17 protein-coding genes and 1 other RNA gene are annotated in these 17,806 nt (G+C 66.7%); 11 read left to right on the top strand and 7 right to left on the bottom strand.

From position 1 onward, the window contains the following. Positions 1-70: 70 nt before the first annotated feature. Together greA and ACVENA_RS13465 are read left to right on the top strand one after the other, a co-directional pair. Positions 71-547 (top strand): transcription elongation factor GreA, encoded by a 477-nt coding sequence (gene greA, locus ACVENA_RS13470; RefSeq protein ID WP_257543712.1) that lies wholly within the window; start codon positions 71-73, stop codon positions 545-547. A gap of 16 nt (positions 548-563) precedes the next feature. Then, a complete protein-coding gene (locus ACVENA_RS13465) occupies positions 564-1,199 on the top strand; it encodes a rhomboid family intramembrane serine protease (protein ID WP_449325780.1) in 636 nt (211 codons plus the stop codon). Positions 1,200-1,359: 160 nt separating this feature from the next. On the opposite strand, the gene ACVENA_RS13460 is transcribed toward ACVENA_RS13465, so the two are convergent. From ACVENA_RS13460 to ACVENA_RS13440, 5 genes are all read right to left on the bottom strand, one after another. Next, on the bottom strand, positions 1,360-1,905 hold the full coding sequence (locus tag ACVENA_RS13460; protein WP_449325779.1) for an NUDIX hydrolase: 546 nt from the start codon (positions 1,903-1,905) through the stop codon (positions 1,360-1,362). A 155-nt stretch (positions 1,906-2,060) separates the two neighbouring features. Then, complete coding sequence (locus ACVENA_RS13455) at positions 2,061-2,741, bottom strand: TPM domain-containing protein (RefSeq protein WP_449325778.1); 681 nt, start codon at positions 2,739-2,741, stop codon at positions 2,061-2,063. 12 nt (positions 2,742-2,753) lie between these two features. Beyond that, on the bottom strand, positions 2,754-3,575 hold the full coding sequence (locus ACVENA_RS13450; RefSeq protein ID WP_449325777.1) for a TPM domain-containing protein: 822 nt from the start codon (positions 3,573-3,575) through the stop codon (positions 2,754-2,756). Then, positions 3,572-4,096, bottom strand: coding sequence for a TPM domain-containing protein (locus tag ACVENA_RS13445; RefSeq protein WP_449325776.1), 525 nt, complete (start codon positions 4,094-4,096; stop codon positions 3,572-3,574). The genes ACVENA_RS13450 and ACVENA_RS13445 overlap by 4 nt, the downstream gene beginning before the upstream one ends. 1 nt (position 4,097) lies before the next feature. Next, entirely contained in the window at positions 4,098-4,700 is a 603-nt protein-coding gene (locus tag ACVENA_RS13440; RefSeq protein WP_449325775.1) for a LemA family protein, read from the bottom strand. A gap of 118 nt (positions 4,701-4,818) precedes the next feature. Between ACVENA_RS13440 and mscL the strand changes: the two genes are divergently transcribed. Both mscL and ssrA read left to right on the top strand, forming a co-directional pair. Then, positions 4,819-5,235, top strand: coding sequence for a large conductance mechanosensitive channel protein MscL (gene mscL, locus ACVENA_RS13435; protein WP_257543705.1), 417 nt, complete (start codon positions 4,819-4,821; stop codon positions 5,233-5,235). Between the two features lie 109 nt (positions 5,236-5,344). After that, positions 5,345-5,699: a transfer-messenger RNA gene (gene ssrA, locus ACVENA_RS13430) on the top strand. Between the two features lie 62 nt (positions 5,700-5,761). On the opposite strand, the gene ACVENA_RS13425 is transcribed toward ssrA, so the two are convergent. Beyond that, positions 5,762-6,172: a MerR family transcriptional regulator gene (locus ACVENA_RS13425; protein WP_257543704.1), complete on the bottom strand. Its 411-nt coding sequence runs from the start codon at positions 6,170-6,172 to the stop codon at positions 5,762-5,764. 69 nt (positions 6,173-6,241) lie between these two features. On the opposite strand from ACVENA_RS13425, the gene ACVENA_RS13420 reads away from it, so the two are divergent. The 4 genes from ACVENA_RS13420 (at position 6,242) to ACVENA_RS13405 (ending at position 11,248) form a co-directional block, all read left to right on the top strand. Then, positions 6,242-6,877 (top strand): cation transporter, encoded by a 636-nt coding sequence (locus ACVENA_RS13420; protein ID WP_449325774.1) that lies wholly within the window; start codon positions 6,242-6,244, stop codon positions 6,875-6,877. Positions 6,878-6,999: 122 nt separating this feature from the next. After that, on the top strand, positions 7,000-8,682 hold the full coding sequence (locus ACVENA_RS13415; RefSeq protein ID WP_449325773.1) for an MFS transporter: 1,683 nt from the start codon (positions 7,000-7,002) through the stop codon (positions 8,680-8,682). Then, positions 8,679-9,896, top strand: coding sequence for an HlyD family secretion protein (locus tag ACVENA_RS13410; protein WP_449325772.1), 1,218 nt, complete (start codon positions 8,679-8,681; stop codon positions 9,894-9,896). Before ACVENA_RS13415 ends, ACVENA_RS13410 begins: the two co-directional genes overlap by 4 nt. A 14-nt stretch (positions 9,897-9,910) precedes the next feature. Next, positions 9,911-11,248 (top strand): efflux transporter outer membrane subunit, encoded by a 1,338-nt coding sequence (locus tag ACVENA_RS13405; protein ID WP_449325771.1) that lies wholly within the window; start codon positions 9,911-9,913, stop codon positions 11,246-11,248. Here ACVENA_RS13405 and ACVENA_RS13400 read toward each other — a convergent pair. After that, the gene (locus ACVENA_RS13400; protein WP_257543699.1) at positions 11,245-11,880 is read right to left on the bottom strand and encodes a TetR/AcrR family transcriptional regulator; all 636 of its coding nucleotides are present in this window, start codon (positions 11,878-11,880) and stop codon (positions 11,245-11,247) included. The genes ACVENA_RS13405 and ACVENA_RS13400 overlap by 4 nt on opposite strands. 109 nt (positions 11,881-11,989) lie before the next feature. Between ACVENA_RS13400 and ACVENA_RS13395 the strand changes: the two genes are divergently transcribed. Genes ACVENA_RS13395 through ACVENA_RS13385 form a run of 3 tightly spaced genes read left to right on the top strand, consistent with a single transcriptional unit; the run spans position 11,990 to position 17,751 of the window. Next, a complete protein-coding gene (locus tag ACVENA_RS13395) occupies positions 11,990-13,171 on the top strand; it encodes an efflux RND transporter periplasmic adaptor subunit (RefSeq protein WP_257543698.1) in 1,182 nt (393 codons plus the stop codon). Positions 13,172-13,181: 10 nt separating this feature from the next. Beyond that, positions 13,182-16,349: a multidrug efflux RND transporter permease subunit gene (locus ACVENA_RS13390; RefSeq protein WP_449325770.1), complete on the top strand. Its 3,168-nt coding sequence runs from the start codon at positions 13,182-13,184 to the stop codon at positions 16,347-16,349. After that, entirely contained in the window at positions 16,342-17,751 is a 1,410-nt protein-coding gene (locus tag ACVENA_RS13385) for an efflux transporter outer membrane subunit (RefSeq protein ID WP_449325769.1), read from the top strand. The genes ACVENA_RS13390 and ACVENA_RS13385 overlap by 8 nt, the downstream gene beginning before the upstream one ends. Positions 17,752-17,806: the final 55 nt, after the last annotated feature.

The raw sequence follows: 17,806 nt of genomic DNA, 5'->3' as shown, positions 1-17,806 counted from the left end.
CGGAAACAGCGGCTCAGCCGCCCGGCGCTCACCCGCCGAGGCGGAATTTTTGACGAAGGACAACAGGATAATGGCAAGCGTTGAAAAGGTGCCGATGCTGGCAGAAGGCTATGAGAAGCTGAGCACGCAGCTCGCGGCTCTGAAAGCCGAACGCCCCCTCATCGTCGATGCGATCGAGGAAGCGCGCGCGCATGGCGACCTTTCGGAAAATGCCGAATATCACGCCGCGAAAGAGCGTCAGGGCCAGGTCGAAGCTTCGATCGGCGACCTCGAGGACCGGCTGTCGCGCGCCCAGATCATCGATCCGACGACGCTGTCGGGCGACCGCATCGTGTTCGGCGCGACCGTCACCCTTGCCGACGAGGACGACAAGCCGGTTCGCTACCAGATCGTCGGTCAGGCCGAGGCGGACGCCAAGGATGGCAAGATCAGCTACAACTCGCCGCTCGGCCGCGCGCTGATCGGCCGCAAGGTCGACGACGAGATCGAGGTGACGGTGCCCGCGGGCGACAAATATTATCTGGTCACCAAGATCGAATTCGTCTGATTTCGGAGCGCGGACGATGAAGCCGCAGGACGCGCCGCTGGTCACGGGCTTTGCGCTCGTTTGCGTGGTCCTTTTCGTCCTGCTCCAGATCACCGGCTTTCAGGGCGAGGCGATCATGCGCGCGGGCTTCATTCCCGCGCGGTTCGGAACCGAGGTCATCGCGCCGCCGGGGACGATGCTGCCCTTTTTCCTGACACCGCTCAGTTCGGCCTTCCTTCACGGTGGCTGGCTGCACCTGATCTTCAACATGGTGATGCTGCTGTTCATCGGCCGCCAGCTCGAGGCACCGCTAGGCGCGAGGGCGATGGCGGTGCTGCTGCTCGCGGGCGCCTATGCCGGCGCGCTCGCACAGTTCCTTGCCGACCCGCAGTCGGTCATCCCGATGATCGGGGCGAGCGGCGCGATTTCGGCGCTGCTCGCGGTGTTCGCGCTGATCTTCAGCCGCACGCAGACCTCGGCGATCGGGCCGATCCCGGCGCATTGGGTGCGCGCGCTCTGGCTCGCCGCGGCGTGGATCGGACTGCAGCTCGCGCTCGGCTTCGCGGGCGGCGGCGGGTTCGGCGCGGTCGCGATCTGGGCGCATGTCGGAGGATTTCTGGCAGGGCTGCTACTGGCAAGGCCGCTGCTGCGCTGGCGGTTCGGGGGGCGGTAAGCGATAGTCCGTGCCCGCGTGACGGTGGCTTCGGGGTAGGGAGTGGCTGTTGCCCAACCATATTCGTCATCCCGGCGGAGGCCGGGATCTCACCCTATCGCTATAACGCACCGGCGAGATCCCGGCCTTCGCCGGGATGACGGAGTTTGGTCGAAAGCCGCTATTCGGCCAGCAACCCGCCCGCCAGCAGCATCGCCACGCGCACGTCGATCCCGCAACCTTCGGCGCGTTTCGCCGCGATGAAATCCTCGATGCCGTTCAGCGGGACGCGATGGACGGTGATATCCTCGCCATCGACCCCGCCGCCGTCGCCGACCCTGGTCAGTTCTTTCGCGACGAGCAGCGTGAAGCTTTCGCTCACCATGCCGGGCGAGCTGTAGAATTCGCCGACGGTGCGCCAGTCGGCGGCACGATAGCCGGTTTCTTCCTCCAGTTCGCGCCGCGCCGCGATTTCCGAGGCCTCGCCCGCGGTATCGTCGCCGACGAGACCGGCGGGCAGTTCGAGGCAGCGGACCTTCAGCGGCACCCGATATTGCTCGACCAGAAGGACGTGGCGCCCCTCGGATGCTTCGTCGATCGCGAGGATCACCGCGGCGTGGATACCGCGCGAGCGCGAGACATATTCCCACGTTCCCTGCTGTTTGACGGTGATGAAGCGGCCCTCCCAGCGGGTTTCGATCGGCGTGTCGGGGAAGGGGATGGGCATAGGGTGTCCTTTCAGCGGCTTGCGTGCCGGTTGGGGCATGATCAAATCGTCATCCCGGCGAAGGCCGGGATCTCGCCCTATCGTAACCGGCGAGATCCCGGCCTTCGTCGGGATGACGGAATCTCATATCGGTGTTTGGACGGCGAACGCGGCCTTCACAGTTCGATCAGACGGTCGGGCAGTTCGTTGGGATTCTCGCTCCCGCGCGGGAAATGCGCGGCAAGGACGGTGCCCATCTGGCGCACCGCTTCGGCCATGCCCTCGCCGGGCTGGCCCTTGCGGACGAGGTCGATCAGCGCGGCCATCGCATCGCCCCAGACCTCGGGCGCGACCTTGGCGGCAATCGCTTCGTCGGCGACGATGTCGGCGCGATGCTCGCGCAGGCTGACGTAGAGAAGGATGCCGGTGCGGCCCAATGTCTTCGCCTCGGTGCCGACCTTGAACAGATCGATCGCGCGGGCGCGCACGCGAGCCGCCAGGATCGCGCGCGGCGTCAGCCACAGGCGCAGCGGACGCCAGAGCAAAATCAGCCATACGCCAATCCATTTGAGAACGCCGATCGCGATCACCGTTCCCAGCCACTGGTTGGCGGTGAGTTCGTGGCCCCAGCCGCCGGTAATCCGATAATAAAGCCCCTGATAGAAATCGGGGAACAGCGCGACGATCGACATGGCGAGGAAGGCGATCACGCTTGCCCAGACGAGCGCGACATCGTCATAATCGTTCGATTGCGCCGCGATTACGGTGACGATCTCGCCGCTCGTATGCGCCTCGGCCGCGGCGACCGCGGCGGTGACGCGGTCGTGATCGGCTTCGCTGACGTGGCTGACTTTCATCGTTCCGCTCCCTTACCAGCCGCCCGAGGCGCCGCCGCCGCCGAAGCTGCCGCCGCCGCCCGAAAAGCCTCCGCCTCCGCCGAAGCCGCCGCCGCCCCATGAGGAACCCCCGCCGCCCCACGACGATCCGCCGCCGCCGCCCCAGTCATTGTCGCCCCAGACGATAATCGGCGCGCCGCCCCACGGGCGGTTCTTGCGATGCCGCTTGCCGCGACCGCGGAAGGCCGACAGCATTGGCAGGACGAAGAAGATAAAGACGATGAAGCCGATAAAGAAGAGCCCACCGAAATCGCCGTCGTCGGCGCGGTCGCGTTCGGCCTTGTCGGCGGCGGCGACGCGCGCGGCGGCTTCCTCGGGCGGGAGCTGGATTTGCTGCGCGATCGCATCGACGCCCGCCTGGATGCCGCCGGGAAAGTCGCCGTCCCTGAATTTCGGGGTGATCGTGTCGCGTATGATGCGCCCCGACAAGGCGTCGGTCAGCACGGGTTCGAGACCATAGCCGACCGAGATGTTCATCCGTCGCTCGTTCGGCGCGATCAGGAAGACGACGCCGTCGTTGTTGTCCTTGCCGCCGATGCCCCAGTCGCGGCCGAGCTTGTAGCCATAATCGGAGATGTCATTGCCTTCGAGGCTGTTCACCGTCGCCACGACGAACTGATGACCGGTCGTCTTTTCAAGCTGTTCGAGTTGGGTGTCGAGATGGGCTTCCTCCGCGGGCGGAATGATGTCCGCCTGATCGACGACACGGCCGGAGAGTTTGGGAAAAGTCTGTGCGGTCGCGGGCGCCGCGAGCAGCGAAAGGCCCAGCGCCCAGCCGAGCAGAAGCGATCTCATGGTGTGTCTCCGGTCTGGGCGGCGATGGAGTCGATTCCGATCGACAGGCCGCCCGCGTAATCCGATTTGGCAAAATAGGGTGTCATGCGATGGACGATCGCCAGCGCTTTGTCGTCGGTCAGTATCTTTTCCATGCCGGTGCCCGTGGCGATCCGCATCTGCCGTTCGTTGGGGGCAATGAGGATGAGTATCCCGTCATCATGACCCTGCCGCCCGATCTTCCAGCGATTGCCGAGGCAGGTTCCGAAATTGTCGACGCGGGCGCCGTTGAGGCTGGCGGCCGTCGCGACAACCATCTGGTGCTTGGTCCGCGCTTCGTAGCGACGCAGACGATCGGACAGCCGGGCTTCCTCCTCGGCGCTCAGGATATCCGCTGCATCGGTCACCCGGCCCGCGAGCGCCATTTGGGGAACGCCGTCGCACGCCGCCGTTTCCTTTGCGGCGGCCGGTTCAGGTGCGGCCTTGCAGCCGCCCGCGACCAGCAGGATCGCGAGCGGAGCGGCAAGGGCAGCGGCGCGCACCTTATTGGCCGAAGTCGACCTTGGGCGCGACGTTCGCGTTCGGCGTGATCGCCTTGTACGGCGTCATCGGCTTGGCGCCGTGGACGATCTTCGCGCCGATGATGTCGGGGAAGGTGCGGATCGTCGTGTTATAATCCTGCACCGCGCTGTTATAGTCCTGGATCGAGATATTGATCCGGTTCTCCGTGCCTTCGAGCTGGGTCATCAGGTCGGCGAAGCGCGCCTGACTCTTGAGCTCGGGATATTGTTCGACGGTGACGAGCAGGCGGCCGAGCGCGCTCGACACATTGCCCTGCGCCTGCTGGAACGCCTGGACCTTCGCCGGGTCTTCGAGGTCGTCGGTGCTGAGCTTGACCTGCGTCGCCGACGCGCGCGCCTGGATCACGCCTTCGAGCGTCGACTGCTCGATCTTGGCGGCGCCCTTCGCGGTTTCGACGAGGTTGGGGATCAGGTCGGCGCGCCGCTGGTAAGCGGCCTCGACATTCGCCCACTTGGCCTTTGCGGCCTCTTCTTTGGTGGGAACGCTGTTGATGCCGCACGCGGACAGCGAGACGGCGGCAAGCGGAACGATCAGCCAGCGGGCGGAACGATAGGTCATGGTCATCAAGGCTCCCTCGCGCGGCGTTTTGCCGCAACAATACACATAATAGGATCGTGCTTGCCTTTGCGCAATCGTCGCGGCAATTTCGCGCCACGGAATATATCATCCGGGGAGCAGCAACATGTTGTCGGAATTCAAGGAATTTATTGCCAAGGGCAATGTCATGGATTTGGCGGTCGGTGTGATCATCGGCGGCGCGTTCGCAACGATCACCGGCTCGCTGACCGAGGATCTGATCATGCCGCTGGTCGGCTGGATCTTCGGCGGGGTCGATTTTTCGAGCAAGTTCATCCTGCTCGGCAGCGTTCCCGACGGGATCGCCGCGACCGACTATGCCGCGCTCAAGAAGGCCGGCGTCGCGATGGTCGGCTATGGCGCCTTCATCACCGCGGTGATCAATTTCCTGATCCTGGCGTGGGTCATCTTCATGCTGGTCAAGATGGTGAACCGGGTAACGCGCCGCGGCCCCGATGCGCCCGCGGGGCCGACTGAGGTCGATATCCTCACCGAAATCCGCGACGAATTGCGGAAGAAATAATCTGAGCCGTCATCCCGGCGAAGGCCGGGATCTCGCCGCCAAGGTTATGCGCACTGGCGAGACCCCGGCCTTCGCCGGGGTGACGAACAAGGTGGAAATTGCGGTAAGCGCCCTTTCCAACCGTCTGATCACACCCTATATCAATTCTGCCGGTTTCGATCGGCTATGAGGATAAATGGTGTCGTGGAATAGACACAGCGGACCCGGGGGCAGTACCCGGCGGCTCCACCACAAACCCGCCGATCCGCAAGGAAAAGCGGGCTTCTGACGGGGCCGAACCAGGATCGACGTGTGTTCAAAGACGATGTTTTCTTCCGGGCTGAGTAACCCGTTCAAGGCTCAAACCTATAAGTGCTAACGATAACGAAGCACTCGCTCTGGCTGCGTAACCGATAAGCCTCACGGCCTAAGGTTATTCAAATAGAACGCGGTTCGGACCGAACCGGGCAACAGAATCGGATACCAGCGGCTGGGGACGAGCCGGGCAACAGAATCGTCCCACCTTTCCCCAATTTCCACCTTCGGTTCAATGCGCGCCCTCGCATTGTCCATGATCCCCCAGCGCCTCGATCACGCGGCAGTCGCCCGCGAGTCCGCCGCGGCAGCGGCCGACGATGCGCTGGAGCTCGTCGCGGAGCACCGATAGTTGCGCGATCTTTTCCTCGACCTGTTGCAGGTGTCTGGTCGCGATCCGGTCGGCTTCGCCGCAATCCCGGTCGGGATGGTCCGACAGGTCGAGCAGCGACCTTATCTCCTCGATCGTGAAGCCGAGGTCGCGCGAATGGCGTACGAAGCTGAGCCGCGCGCGGTGCCCGCCATCATAGCTGCGATAATTGGCGTCGGTGCGCGCGGGCGGCGGAAGCAGGCCGATCCGCTCGTAATAGCGGATGGTTTCGATGTTGGTGCCGGTGGCACGCGACAGTTCGCCGATTTTCATCGCTTGACCCTGTAGTGGCTACAGGCTGCATATAGGACGCCGACTCGACGATGTAAGGAGGCTTCGGCGATGGCCGATCAATGCTGTGCTGGAAAAAGCGGCAAGACCGCGCTCAACGATCCGCGCTGGCGGCGCGTGCTGTGGATCGCGCTGATCGTCAATGCGGCGATGTTCGGGGTCGAGATCGTCGCGGGCGTTGCGGCGGATTCGCGCGCGTTGCAGGCCGACGCGCTCGATTTTCTGGGCGACAGCGCCAATTATGCGATCAGCCTGGGCGTTGCGGGCATGGCGATCGGCTGGCGGGCGCGGGCGGCGCTGCTCAAGGCGGCGACGATGCTCGCTTTCGGCCTCTGGGTCTTCGCATCCGCCGTGTGGGGCTTCATCGCGGGCACGGCGCCCGAGGCGGAGACGATGGGACTCATCGGCGCGCTGGCGCTGGTCGCGAATGTCGTCGTTGCGCTGATGCTCTATCGCTGGCGCACCGGCGACGCGAACATGCGCTCGGTGTGGGTCTGCTCGCGCAACGATGCGATCGGCAATCTCGCGGTGATGGCCGCGGCGCTCGGCGTGTTCGGCACGGGGCAGGGCTGGCCCGACCTTCTGGTCGCGGCGATCATGGCGGGGCTTGCCATCTGGGGCAGCATCGACGTGTTCCGCCATGCACGCAGCGATCTGGCGGGCGCGGCGGCGGGCGAGGCCGCGTGACGAACCGATAGCGAAAAAGGTTTTCGCGCGCCGCGCCCGCGCATATTGTGCGGTGACGATGCCGATGGCCCCGATCCTGCAAAGCGCGCGGAAAAACGCCGTCGAAGCGCGAAGCGAGTCGCATGGCTGAGGCGCGCGCCACCGCCGCGCCGGCGCAGCCATATGTCTTCAAGCCGCACGAGCGCCCCTTCATGCCGGGCTCGCCGGCGTCGCCCGACCATCCGGTGCTGCGCAAGATCGGCTATTTCTTCATCGGCCTCTATCTCGCGATCGTCGGCGGTTTCACCAACGGCCTGCTGATCGCGAACCTGACGAGCATTCAGGGACATATGGACCTGACCCCGGCCGAAGGCGGCTGGGTGACCGTCGCCTACAACATGACGAACGCGTGCATGAGCATATTGCTCTATAAATCGCGCCAGCAGTTCGGCATTCAGCGCTTCGTGCGCGTGATCATGATCGCGCTGCTCGTCGCCAATTTCCTTCAGCTTTTCGACGCCGGATACCGGATGGAGTTGATCGCGCGCGGCGTGTCGGGGATCGCCGCGAGCGGCCTCACGACGCTCGCGGCCTTTTACCTGATGCAGGGGCTGCCCGCGGAAAAGCGCATCGCGGGCTTTCTGCTCGCGATCGGCCTGACGCAGGTCGCGGTGCCCTTTGCGCGTGCCATCTCGCCGCTGCTGCTCTTCGACGGCGACGTGTCGCATCTGTTCGACTTTCAGTTCGCGCTGTCGCTCGTCGCGGTCGGGCTGGTCTTTCTGTTGCAGGTGCCGCCGGGAGAAACGATCAAATCCTTCGAGAAGCTCGACTTGCTGACCTTTCCGATGCTGGCGGCCGGGGTCGGGCTGCTCTGCGCCTTTCTGGTTCAGGGGCGCATCCAATGGTGGTCGACCCCCTGGCTCGGTGGCGCGCTCGCGGCGTCGGTCGTGCTGATCGGCGCGGCGTTTCTGATCGAGCACAACCGCCAGAACCCGATGCTCCAGACGCGCTGGATGGGCAGCGCGGCGCTGGTCCAGTTCGCGCTGATCGGCGCGCTGGTGCGCGTGCTGACGTCGGAGCAGAATTTCGGTGCTTCGGGATTGCTGGCGGCGACCGGGCTCATCAACGACCAACTCGTATCCTATTATTGGGTGCTGACCGGCGCGACGCTCGCGGGGGCGATCCTCGCGATCCTGCGGCTCGACCCCACCGACCTGCGCCGCCCGGTGCTGGTGTCGCTCGCGGTGATCGCGATCGGCGCCTTTCTCGACACCCATTCGGGACTGCGCACCGGGCCGGTGAACCTCTATTTCTCGCAGGCGGCGATCGCCTTCGCCGCGGTCTATTTCATGGGGCCGATGATGATGGAGGGGCTGCTCCGCGCGCTGACCAAGGGGCCGTCCTATCTCGTCAGCTTCGTCGGGGTGTTCAGCCTGTCGCAGACCCTCGGCGGCCTTGCGGGCGTCGCGGCGCTGTCGGCCTTTCACACGCTGCGCACCAAGGCGCATCTGATGACGCTGGGACAAAGCATCTCGACCAACGATCCCGCGGTCGCGCAGGGGATCAACAGCCTGGCGGGTGCGCTCACCGGCGACATGACCGACCCGGTGCTGCGCAGCGCGGTCGCCGGGTCGCAGGTGGTGCGCGAGGCGGCGCGCGAGGCGACGATCCTGGCGTTCAACGACGTATTCTTCGTCATCGGCGTCTTGTCGGCGCTGGCGTTCGTGCTGATGTTCGCGCGCTGGCTTCACGACCGGCGGCGCGGGCACAACCCGCTGGCGAAGGAACTGGAAGCATTGCAGAAGATGAGGGCGCAGAACCAATGAGTGACGACAGGTCCGATACGCCGCAGCCGGAAACGCCCGAGGCCGCGCCAAAGGCTCTCGCCCCCAAGGCGCAGGCATCCGCCCCCGCCGCGGAGCCTGCGCCCGACGCGCACAAGGGATCGCCCGACGATCAGATCGGCCCGCCGCCCGCGGGTTGGCGGCCGCCGCAGTCGCGCGGCCGGATCATCCTGTTCGGCGCGATCATCCTCGCCGGGGCGCTTGCCATCCTCTATGCTTGGGGCCTGCCGCCGTTCCGGCCCGACAGCCAGACCACCGACAACGCCTATATCCGCGGCCAGACGACGATCATCGCGCCGCAGGTCGGCGGCTATGTGACCGAAGTGCTGGTGCAGGATTTCGAGCGTGTCGCGGCGGGACAAGTGCTCGTGCGGATCGACGACAGCATCTATCGCCAGCGCGCGGCGCAGGGGGCGGCGAATATCGCCGCGCAGAGCGCGAGCCTCAGCAACAGCGAGCAGAGCCAGCGCTCGGCCGAGGCGCAGGTGCGGTTGCAGGACGCCGCGGTCGCCAACGCGCAGGCGCAGCTTCAGCGGGCGCAGGCCGACATGCGGCGCGTCAATGAGCTCGTCGACGCAGGATCGGTGTCGCTGCGCGAGCGCGATCAGACGCTCGCGGCGCTCCGCCAGGCCGAGGCGGCGGTGCGCCAGGCGCAGGCGCAGCACCAGATCGCGGTCGAGCAGGTGCGCTCGGTCACCGTCGGGCGCAGCGGGCTGGAAGCCGGGGTGGAAAATGCCAAGGCAGCGAGCGGGCTCGCCGCCATCGACCTTGGCCGCACGGTGATCCGCGCGCCGCGCTCGGGCAGTCTCAGCGAGGTGTCGGTGCGCGTCGGCCAACTCGTCAATCCCGGCACCCAGCTCATGTATCTGGTGCCGCAGACGCATTGGGTGGTCGCCAATTTCAAGGAATCGCAAACCGCGAACATCCGTGTCGGGCAAAAGGCGCGGATGCGCGTCGACGCGCTCGGCGGGGAAGCGCTCAAGGGCACGGTGGAGAGCGTCGCGCCCGCGGCGGGAAGTGAGTTCAGCGTCATCAAGCCCGACACGGGATCGGGCAATTTCGTGAAGGTGCCGCAACGCATCGCGGTGCGCATCCGCATCGATCCGGGGCAGAAGCTCGCGGCGCGGCTGGGGCCGGGCATGTCGGTCGTCGCCACCGTCTATACGGGCAGCGCCGATACGGATGGCGGACGGTGAGAGGCGCCGCGCTTTTGCTGCCATTGCTGCTTGGCGCCTGCGTGCCGGCGCTGACGCCGCGTCCCGAGGGCAGCACGGTCGCGCCGCCCGCCGATTGGCGCACGACATTGCCCGCCGACGGCGCGATCGACGCCGCCTGGTGGGGGCGTTTCGGCGATCCCGAGCTTACCGCGCTCGTCGAGCAGGCACGCGCGAACAATAGCGACCTCGCTATCGCCGCGGGGCGCGTCGCCGAGGCGCGGGCGCAGGAGCGCGTCGCGCGATCGCTGCTGCTGCCCACGCTGTCGGCGAGCCTGCCGGGATCGGAAGCGCGGACGGTCAACGCCTTCGGCCAGCCGAGCGAGAGCGTTTCGGCGCAGCCGACGTTCCAGGCGGCCTATGAGATCGATTTGTTCGGCGGCAATGCGGCGCGGCGCGATGCTGCGCGCGCCAATGCCGCGGCGGTCGCGGCGGCGCGCGAGGCGGCGACGCTGTCGGTCAGCGCGGCGGCGGCGAGCGGTTATATCACGCTGCTGGCGCTCGACGCGCGGCGCGCGCTTTTGAAGCAAACGTTGGTTTCGCGCGGCGAGGCGCTGCGCATCGCACGCGACCGCGCCGAGGCAGGCTATACGTCCCAGCTCGAACTGCGGCAGTCGGAGGCCGAATATCGCGCCGCCGAACAGCAGATTCCGGCGATCGAGGCGGCGATCGCGCGGCAGGAAAATGGGCTGTCCTTGCTCGTCGGCGACACGCCGCACGCGATCGCGCGCGGGGCGAATTTCGATGCACTGGCGACCCCGGCAGTGCCCGCCGTTCTGCCCTCCGAACTCGTCCGCCGCCGGCCCGACATCGCGCAAGCCGAATATGCGCTCGCCGCGACCGACGCCAATCTGCGCGCCGCGCGCGCGCAGTTCCTGCCGCAGATTCGGCTTTCGGCGTCGGCGGGGGCGGTGGCGTCGAACCTGCTTGGCGATCCGATCAGCATCTGGTCGATCGGCGGCAGCATATTGGCGCCGATCTTCCAGGGCGGGCGGCTGCAGGGCCAATATGACGTCGCGACGGCGCAGCGCGACCAGGCGGCCTTCGCCTATCGCAAGTCGGTGCTCACCGCCTTCCGCGAGGTCGAGGACCAGCTTGCGCTGATCGACCGGCTCGGCGCGCAGGAACAGGCGCTGCTCGCGCAGCACACCGCCGTCGCCGAAGTGCTGCGCCACGCGACCAACCGCTATCGCGCCGGCTATTCGCCCTATCTCGAACAGATCGACGCGCAGCGCGCGCTGCTCGCGGTCGATCAGGCGCTGATCCAGCTTCGTGCCGACCGGCTGACCGCTTATGTCGCGCTTTATCAGGCGCTTGGGGGAGGGGTGGATTAAACGATCCGGAAATGCGCGAAGAAGGGCCGGAGCCGCCAGCGGACCTGATCCTCGTCGAGCATCCCGTCCTCGACCCCCGCCAGGGCGCTGAGCATCGAATCGCCCGAGACCGTCGAGATGAACAGTTGCGCCGCGGCTTCGGGATCGTCGATTTCGGCTTCGCCCGTCGCAGCCCAGTCGGCGAACAGGTCCGAAAGCTCGCGGACCGCGGGCATATGCAGGTCGCGATAGATTTGCAGCGCGAAGTCCCGGTCGCGAAGGCATTCGGAAACCAGCATCTTCATCAGCGCGATCGCGCGCGGCGAGCGGCGGAATTCGCGCTCGCTTTCGACATAATTCATCAGCGTTTCGACGTTCGATTGCGCCGCGATGTCGATGCGTTCCATGCGGCTCAGCATTGCCTGGTCGCGCCAGCGGGTCGCGATCGCGTGAAGCAGTCCCTGCTTGTTGCCGAAAAGTTCGTATAACGTGGCGAGCGAGCCGCCCGACCGCCGGACGATTTCGGCGAGACTCGTTCTGTCATAGCCCTGTTCGATGAACAAGGTTTCGGCCGCGTCGAGAATCGCCTCGTGCCGCCGCTCGCGCGGGGTTGGCCTATCCGCCTGACATATCGTCGATTCGCACTTGTCCAACGCGTCTTCTCTCCCTTGCTCTTGTCTGTAATTTATATTACACGGCGATTCAACGCAACGGTTCCGGCCCGTTCCACGTTCAGCAAACATCGATTTTCCAGGGGTCCATATGATTCGCCTTCGTCCCGTGGCAAGCGCCGCCTGCGCTGCGCTGGCACTTGCGCTCGCTTCCTGCTCGTCCGAGGCGCCGCCCGCGCCACCGCCGGCCGAGGTCAATATCGTGACCGTCGGCACCCAGCCGGTGCCGAACGTCATCGAACTGCCCGGCCGCGTCCAGGCCTATCGCACCGCCGAAGTGCGCGCGCGCGTCGACGGTATCGTCGAGCGGCGATTGTTCGAGGAGGGCAGCTATGTCGCCGCGGGCAAGGCGCTGTTCCGCATCGATCCGCGGCAGCTCACCGCGAACGTCAACGCCGCGCGCGCGCAGCTCGCCCGCGCGCAGGCAACCGCGGCGAACGCGCGGCAGGTGGTGAACCGCTATCAGCCGCTCTTGTCGGAGCAAGCGATCGGCAAGCAGGAATATGACGCCGCGGTCGCGGCACAGCGGACCGCCGAGGCCGACGTCCAGTCGGCGCAGGCCAATCTCGATTCGGCGCGGCTCAGCCTGGGCTATGCGACGGTCACCGCGCCGATCGGCGGCCGGGCGCGACGCGCCGAGGTGACCGAGGGCGCGCTGGTCAGCGCCGCGCAGGGCACGCTGCTGACGACGATCGAGCAGATCGACCGCGTCTATGTCAATTTCGGCCAGTCGAGCTCCGACCTGATGGCGATCCGCCGCGACATGGAATCGGGACGGCTGCAATTCCCGCCGGTCGGCCGCGTCGAAGTGCAGCTGATCCTTGAGGACGGCACGCCCTATCCGGTGACGGGCCATCTCGATTTCTTCGACCTGTCGATCGACGAGGCGACCGGCACCGCGGCGCTGCGCGCCGAATTCCCGAACGCGAGCAATGCGTTGCTGCCGGGACAGTTCGTGCGCGCGCGCATCAAGGCGGGGGTGCGGCCGAACGGCATTCTGATCCCGCAGCGCGCGGTCAAGCTGTCCGCCGACGCCGCGACGGTGATGATCGTCGATGCCAAGAATGTCGCGACGCTGCGCCCGGTGAAGCTGGGCGAGATGCAGGGCGGGCAATGGGCGATCCTCGACGGGTTGCGGCCGGGCGACCGCGTGATCGTCGACGGCCTGCAAAAGGTGCAGCCGGGACAGCCGGTGAAGGTCGCGGGAGCCGCCGCGGCCCGGCCCCAGCCGGCCCGAACCGCGCCGGCCAAGACCGCACCGGCCAAGCGCTGAGGCCGATCGCATGTCTCCCCGTTTCTTCATCGACCGGCCCATCTTTTCGTGGGTCATCGCCATCGGCATCCTGATGGCCGGGATCATCGCGCTGCGCGGGCTTCCCGTGGAGCAATATCCGTCGGTCGCGCCGCCGTCGCTGACGATCAGCGTCACCTATCCCGGCGCCGACGCCGGGACGCTCGAGCAGAATGTCACGCAGGTGATCGAGCAGGAACTGAACGGGGTCGAGGGCTTCCTCTACATGGCCTCGACCAGCGAATCGAACGGCACCGCGTCGATCACCCTGACCTTCGAGGCGGGGACTGACATCGACAATGCGCAGATGGAGGTCCAGAACCGCCTGCGCCGCGTCGAGCAGCGCCTGCCCGAGGATGTGCGACGGCAGGGCATTTCGGTGACCGAGGCCAATTCGGGCTTTCTGCTGATCGTCGCGATCACGTCGAAGAGCGGCAAGACCGACCCGATGGAGATCAACAATTTCGCCAACACGCGCGTGCTCGACGAGCTGCGCCGCGTCAACGGCGTCGGCAACGTTCAGGCCTTCGCGCCCGAATATGCGATGCGCATCTGGCTCGATCCGCAGAAGCTCGCGTCCTATCACCTCTCGCCCGCCGAGGCGCTCGGCGCGGTGCAGGAGCAGAACAGCCAGACTCCGGGCGGCCAGCTCGGCGACCAGCCGCTCGCCAAGGGGGCCGAACTCAACGCGGTGATCACGACGCAGGGCCGCTTCACCAAGCCCGAGCAGTTCGAAAGCATCATCCTGCGCGCCAACCCCGATGGGTCGGCGGTGACATTGGGCGACGTCGGCCGCGTCGAACTCGGCGCCGCGAGCTATCTCTTCTCGTCCGAACTCAACGGCAAGCCGATGGCGGGGCTCGCGGTCCAGCTCACCCCCGGCGCCAATGCGCTTTCGACCGCGAAGGGTATCCGCGAACGGATGGACGAGCTGGCGAAGGGCTTCCCACCCGACGTCACCTGGTCGATCCCCTATGACACGACGCCCTTCATCAGCCTGTCGATCGAGGAAGTGGTCAAGACGCTGGCGGAGGCGATGGCGCTCGTCTTCCTCGTCATGTTCCTGTTCCTCCAGAACTGGCGCGCGACGGTGATTCCCAGCGTCGTCGTCCCGATCGCGCTCGCGGGCGCGTGCCTCGGCCTCTGGCTCGCGGGCTTCTCGATCAACGTGCTGACCCTGTTCGGCATGGTGCTCGCGATCGGCATCCTCGTCGATGATGCGATCGTCGTGATCGAGAATGTCGAGCGTATCATGAGCGAGGAGCATCTCTCGCCCTATGAGGCGACGGTGAAGGCGATGAGCCAGATCACCTCGGCGATCATCGGCATCACGCTCGTGCTGATCGCGGTGTTCATCCCGATGGCTTTCTTCCCCGGATCGACCGGCGGCATCTATCGCCAATTCTCGCTGACGCTGGCGATTTCGATCGGTTTTTCGGCGCTGCTCGCGCTGACGCTGACCCCGGCGCTTTGCGCGACGCTGCTCAAGCCCCACGATGCGGCGAAGCGCAGCGGGCCGATCGGCGCGCGCGTCGACCGCTTCTTCGATCGCTTCAATGGCTGGTTCGGGCGCACGACCGACCGCTATCAGGGGCAGGTCGGCCGCGTGCTGTCGGCGCCGCTGCGCTGGCTCGGCGTATTCCTGGCGCTCGTCGGGATCACCGCCTTGCTCTTTTTCCGCCTGCCGGGCTCCTTCCTGCCGCAGGAGGATCAGGGCTTTCTGATCACCGTCGTTCAGGCGCCGCCGGGCGCGACGACGCAGCGGACGAATGTCGCGGCGAACGAGGTGCAGAAATTCTTTGCCGGGCAGCCGCAGGTCGCGAACACCGTGCTCGTCCATGGCTTCAGTTTCTTCGGCCAAGGGCAGGCGAACGCGATCATGTTCACCCCCCTGAAACCGTGGAAGGAACGTCACGGCAAGGAGAACAGCGCCGACGCGATCGCGGGCAAGGCGATGGGCGCCTTCATGGGCATCAAGGAGGCGTTCGTCTTTTCGCTGAGCCCGCCGTCAATCCCCGAGCTCGGCACGTCGAGCGGCTTCACCTTCAAGCTGCAGGACCGCGGCGGGGCGGGCCGCGACGCGCTGCTCGCCGCGCGCAACCAGATGCTCGGCGGCGCGATGCAGAGCAAGACGCTCGCCAACGTCCGGCCCGAAGGGCAGGAGGATGCACCGGTGCTCAAGGTCGACATCGACCGCATCAAGGCGCGCGCGCTCGGCCTGTCGATCGGCGACGTCAATGCGACGCTCGCGATCAGCTTCGGCAGCGCCTATGCCAACGACTTCACCCGCGAGGGCCGCGTGCTGCGCGTGCTGCTCCAGGCCGACGCCGCGAGCCGGATGACGCCGCAGGACGTGCTCGACCTCAAGGTGCGCAGCGCGGCGGGCGAGATGGTGCCCTTCGGATCGTTCAGCACCGCCGAATGGTCGGCGCAGGCGCCGCAGCTTCAGCGCTACAACGGCTATCCCGCGATGACGATCTCGGGCGAGCCCGCGCCCGGCCAGTCGACCGGTGAGGCGATGGCGGAGATGGAGCGGCTGGCGCAGGCGCTGCCCGCGGGCTTCGCCTATGAATGGACCGGCATTTCCTATGAGGAGAAGCAGTCGGCGGGGCAGATCGGCATGTTGCTTGGCCTGTCGCTGGTCGTCGTCTTCCTGCTGCTCGCGGCGCTCTACGAAAGCTGGTCGGTGCCGGTTTCGGTGCTGCTCGTCGTGCCGTTGGGCGTGCTCGGCGCGGTGCTTTTCTCGATGCTGCGCGGGCTGTCCGCCGACATTTATTTCAACGTCGGACTGATCACGATCATCGGGCTCGCCGCGAAGAACGCGATCCTGATCGTCGAATTCGCGATCGAGCAGGAGGCCGAAGGCAAGGGGACGCTCGACGCGGTGATGGAGGCGGTGAAGCTGCGCCTTCGCCCGATCATCATGACCAGCATGGCCTTCATTCTCGGCATGGTGCCGCTGGTGATCGCGAGCGGGGCGGGGGCGGCGAGCCGCCGCGCGGTCGGCACCGGCGTGATGGGCGGCATGATCGCCGCGACGTTGCTCGGCATCTTCTTCATCCCGCTCTTCTACCTGTCGGTGCGCAAGTGGCTGAGCCGCAAGCGGCCCCCGGCGCCGTCCGAGAAAAGCCATCATGAGGAGGGGCCGACCCATGCGTAAGCCGATCCTGCTTCTCGCCGCGGCGACGATGCTGTCGGGGTGCGTCAACCTTGCGCCACCGCACACGCGGCCGCCGCTCTCGACCGCGCCCGACTATCCCGAAGGCTTTGCGAACGACGTCACGCTCGGCCAGCGCGCGACCGAGATTTCGTGGCGCGATTTCTTCGCCGACCCGCAGCTCGCGGCGCTGGTGTCGCGTGCGCTCGAGCGCAACCGCGACCTCGCGATCGCCGTCGCGCGGATCGAGGAGGCGAAGGGGCAATATCGCATCCAGGATGCCGACCGCCTGCCGACCGTCGGGGCGAGCGCCGACGCGACGCGGAGCCGCGCCTTTTCGGCCTTCACCACGCCGCCGGGGCCCGACACATCGAACCGCTATTCGGTCGGGGTCGGGGTCACCGGCTTCGAGCTCGATTTCTGGGGGCGGGTGAAGAATCTGTCCGAAGCGGCGCGCAGCCAGTATTTCGCGACCCAGCAGGCCGAGCGCGCCTTCCGCCTTTCGCTGATCCGCGACACCGCCTCGACCTATTTCGCCGCGCGCGGGGCGGAGGAGCAGATCGTCCTGGCCGAAGCGACGGTGACCAGCCGGCGCGAGGGGCTGCGCATCGCGAAACTGCGGCTCGACGCGGGGGTGACCTCGGCGCTCGACTATCGCCAGTCGGAGACGCTGCTGACGCAGGCCGAGACGCAGCTTGCCAGCTTGAAGCTCGCGAAGGCGCAGGCCGACAATTTCCTTGCCGTGCTCGTCGGCGGACCGCTTCCGGCCGACCTGCCCGCGCCGCTGCCGCTCGTCGACCAGTCGCGCCCGCCGGCGCTGACCGCGGGGCTGCCGTCAGACCTGCTGGTGGCGCGGCCGGACATCTTGCAGGCCGAGGAACAGCTTCGCGCCGCGCGCGCCAATGTCGGCGCGGCGCGCGCCGCCTTCTTCCCGTCGATCTCGCTGACGGGGAATATCGGTTTCGCCTCCTCGTCGCTCGACAGCCTGTTCGGCGACAATGGGCTGACGTGGAGCTTCGGCCCGACGATCAGCCTGCCGATCTTCGACTTTGGCCGCAACAAGGGCAATCTGACCGTCGCCGAAGCGCGTGAGAATATCGCGGTCGCGACCTATGAGAAGACGGTGCAGTCGGCGTTCCGTGAGGTCGCCGACGCGCTCGCGGGCCGCCGCCATCTCGCCGAGCAGGTCGAGGCGCAGGAGCGCGGGACCGAGGCGACGCGCCGCATCGCCGACCTTGCGCGCAAGCGCTATCGCGAGGGGGTGTCGACCTACCTCGAAGTGCTCGACGCCGAACGCAACCTCTTCGCGTCCGAGCAGGCGCTGATCGAGCTGCGCCGCGCGCAGGTCGATAATCTGGTGACGCTCTATGTCGCGCTGGGCGGGGGGCTGGTCGAACCGTCTTGATATAGAGCGACGTGCGTTAAACCTCCGCCGTTCGCCCTGAGCTTGTCGAAGGGCC

Source organism: Sphingopyxis sp. 550A, assembly GCF_053569535.1.
This window is presented reverse-complemented; position numbering and strand designations above follow the sequence as displayed.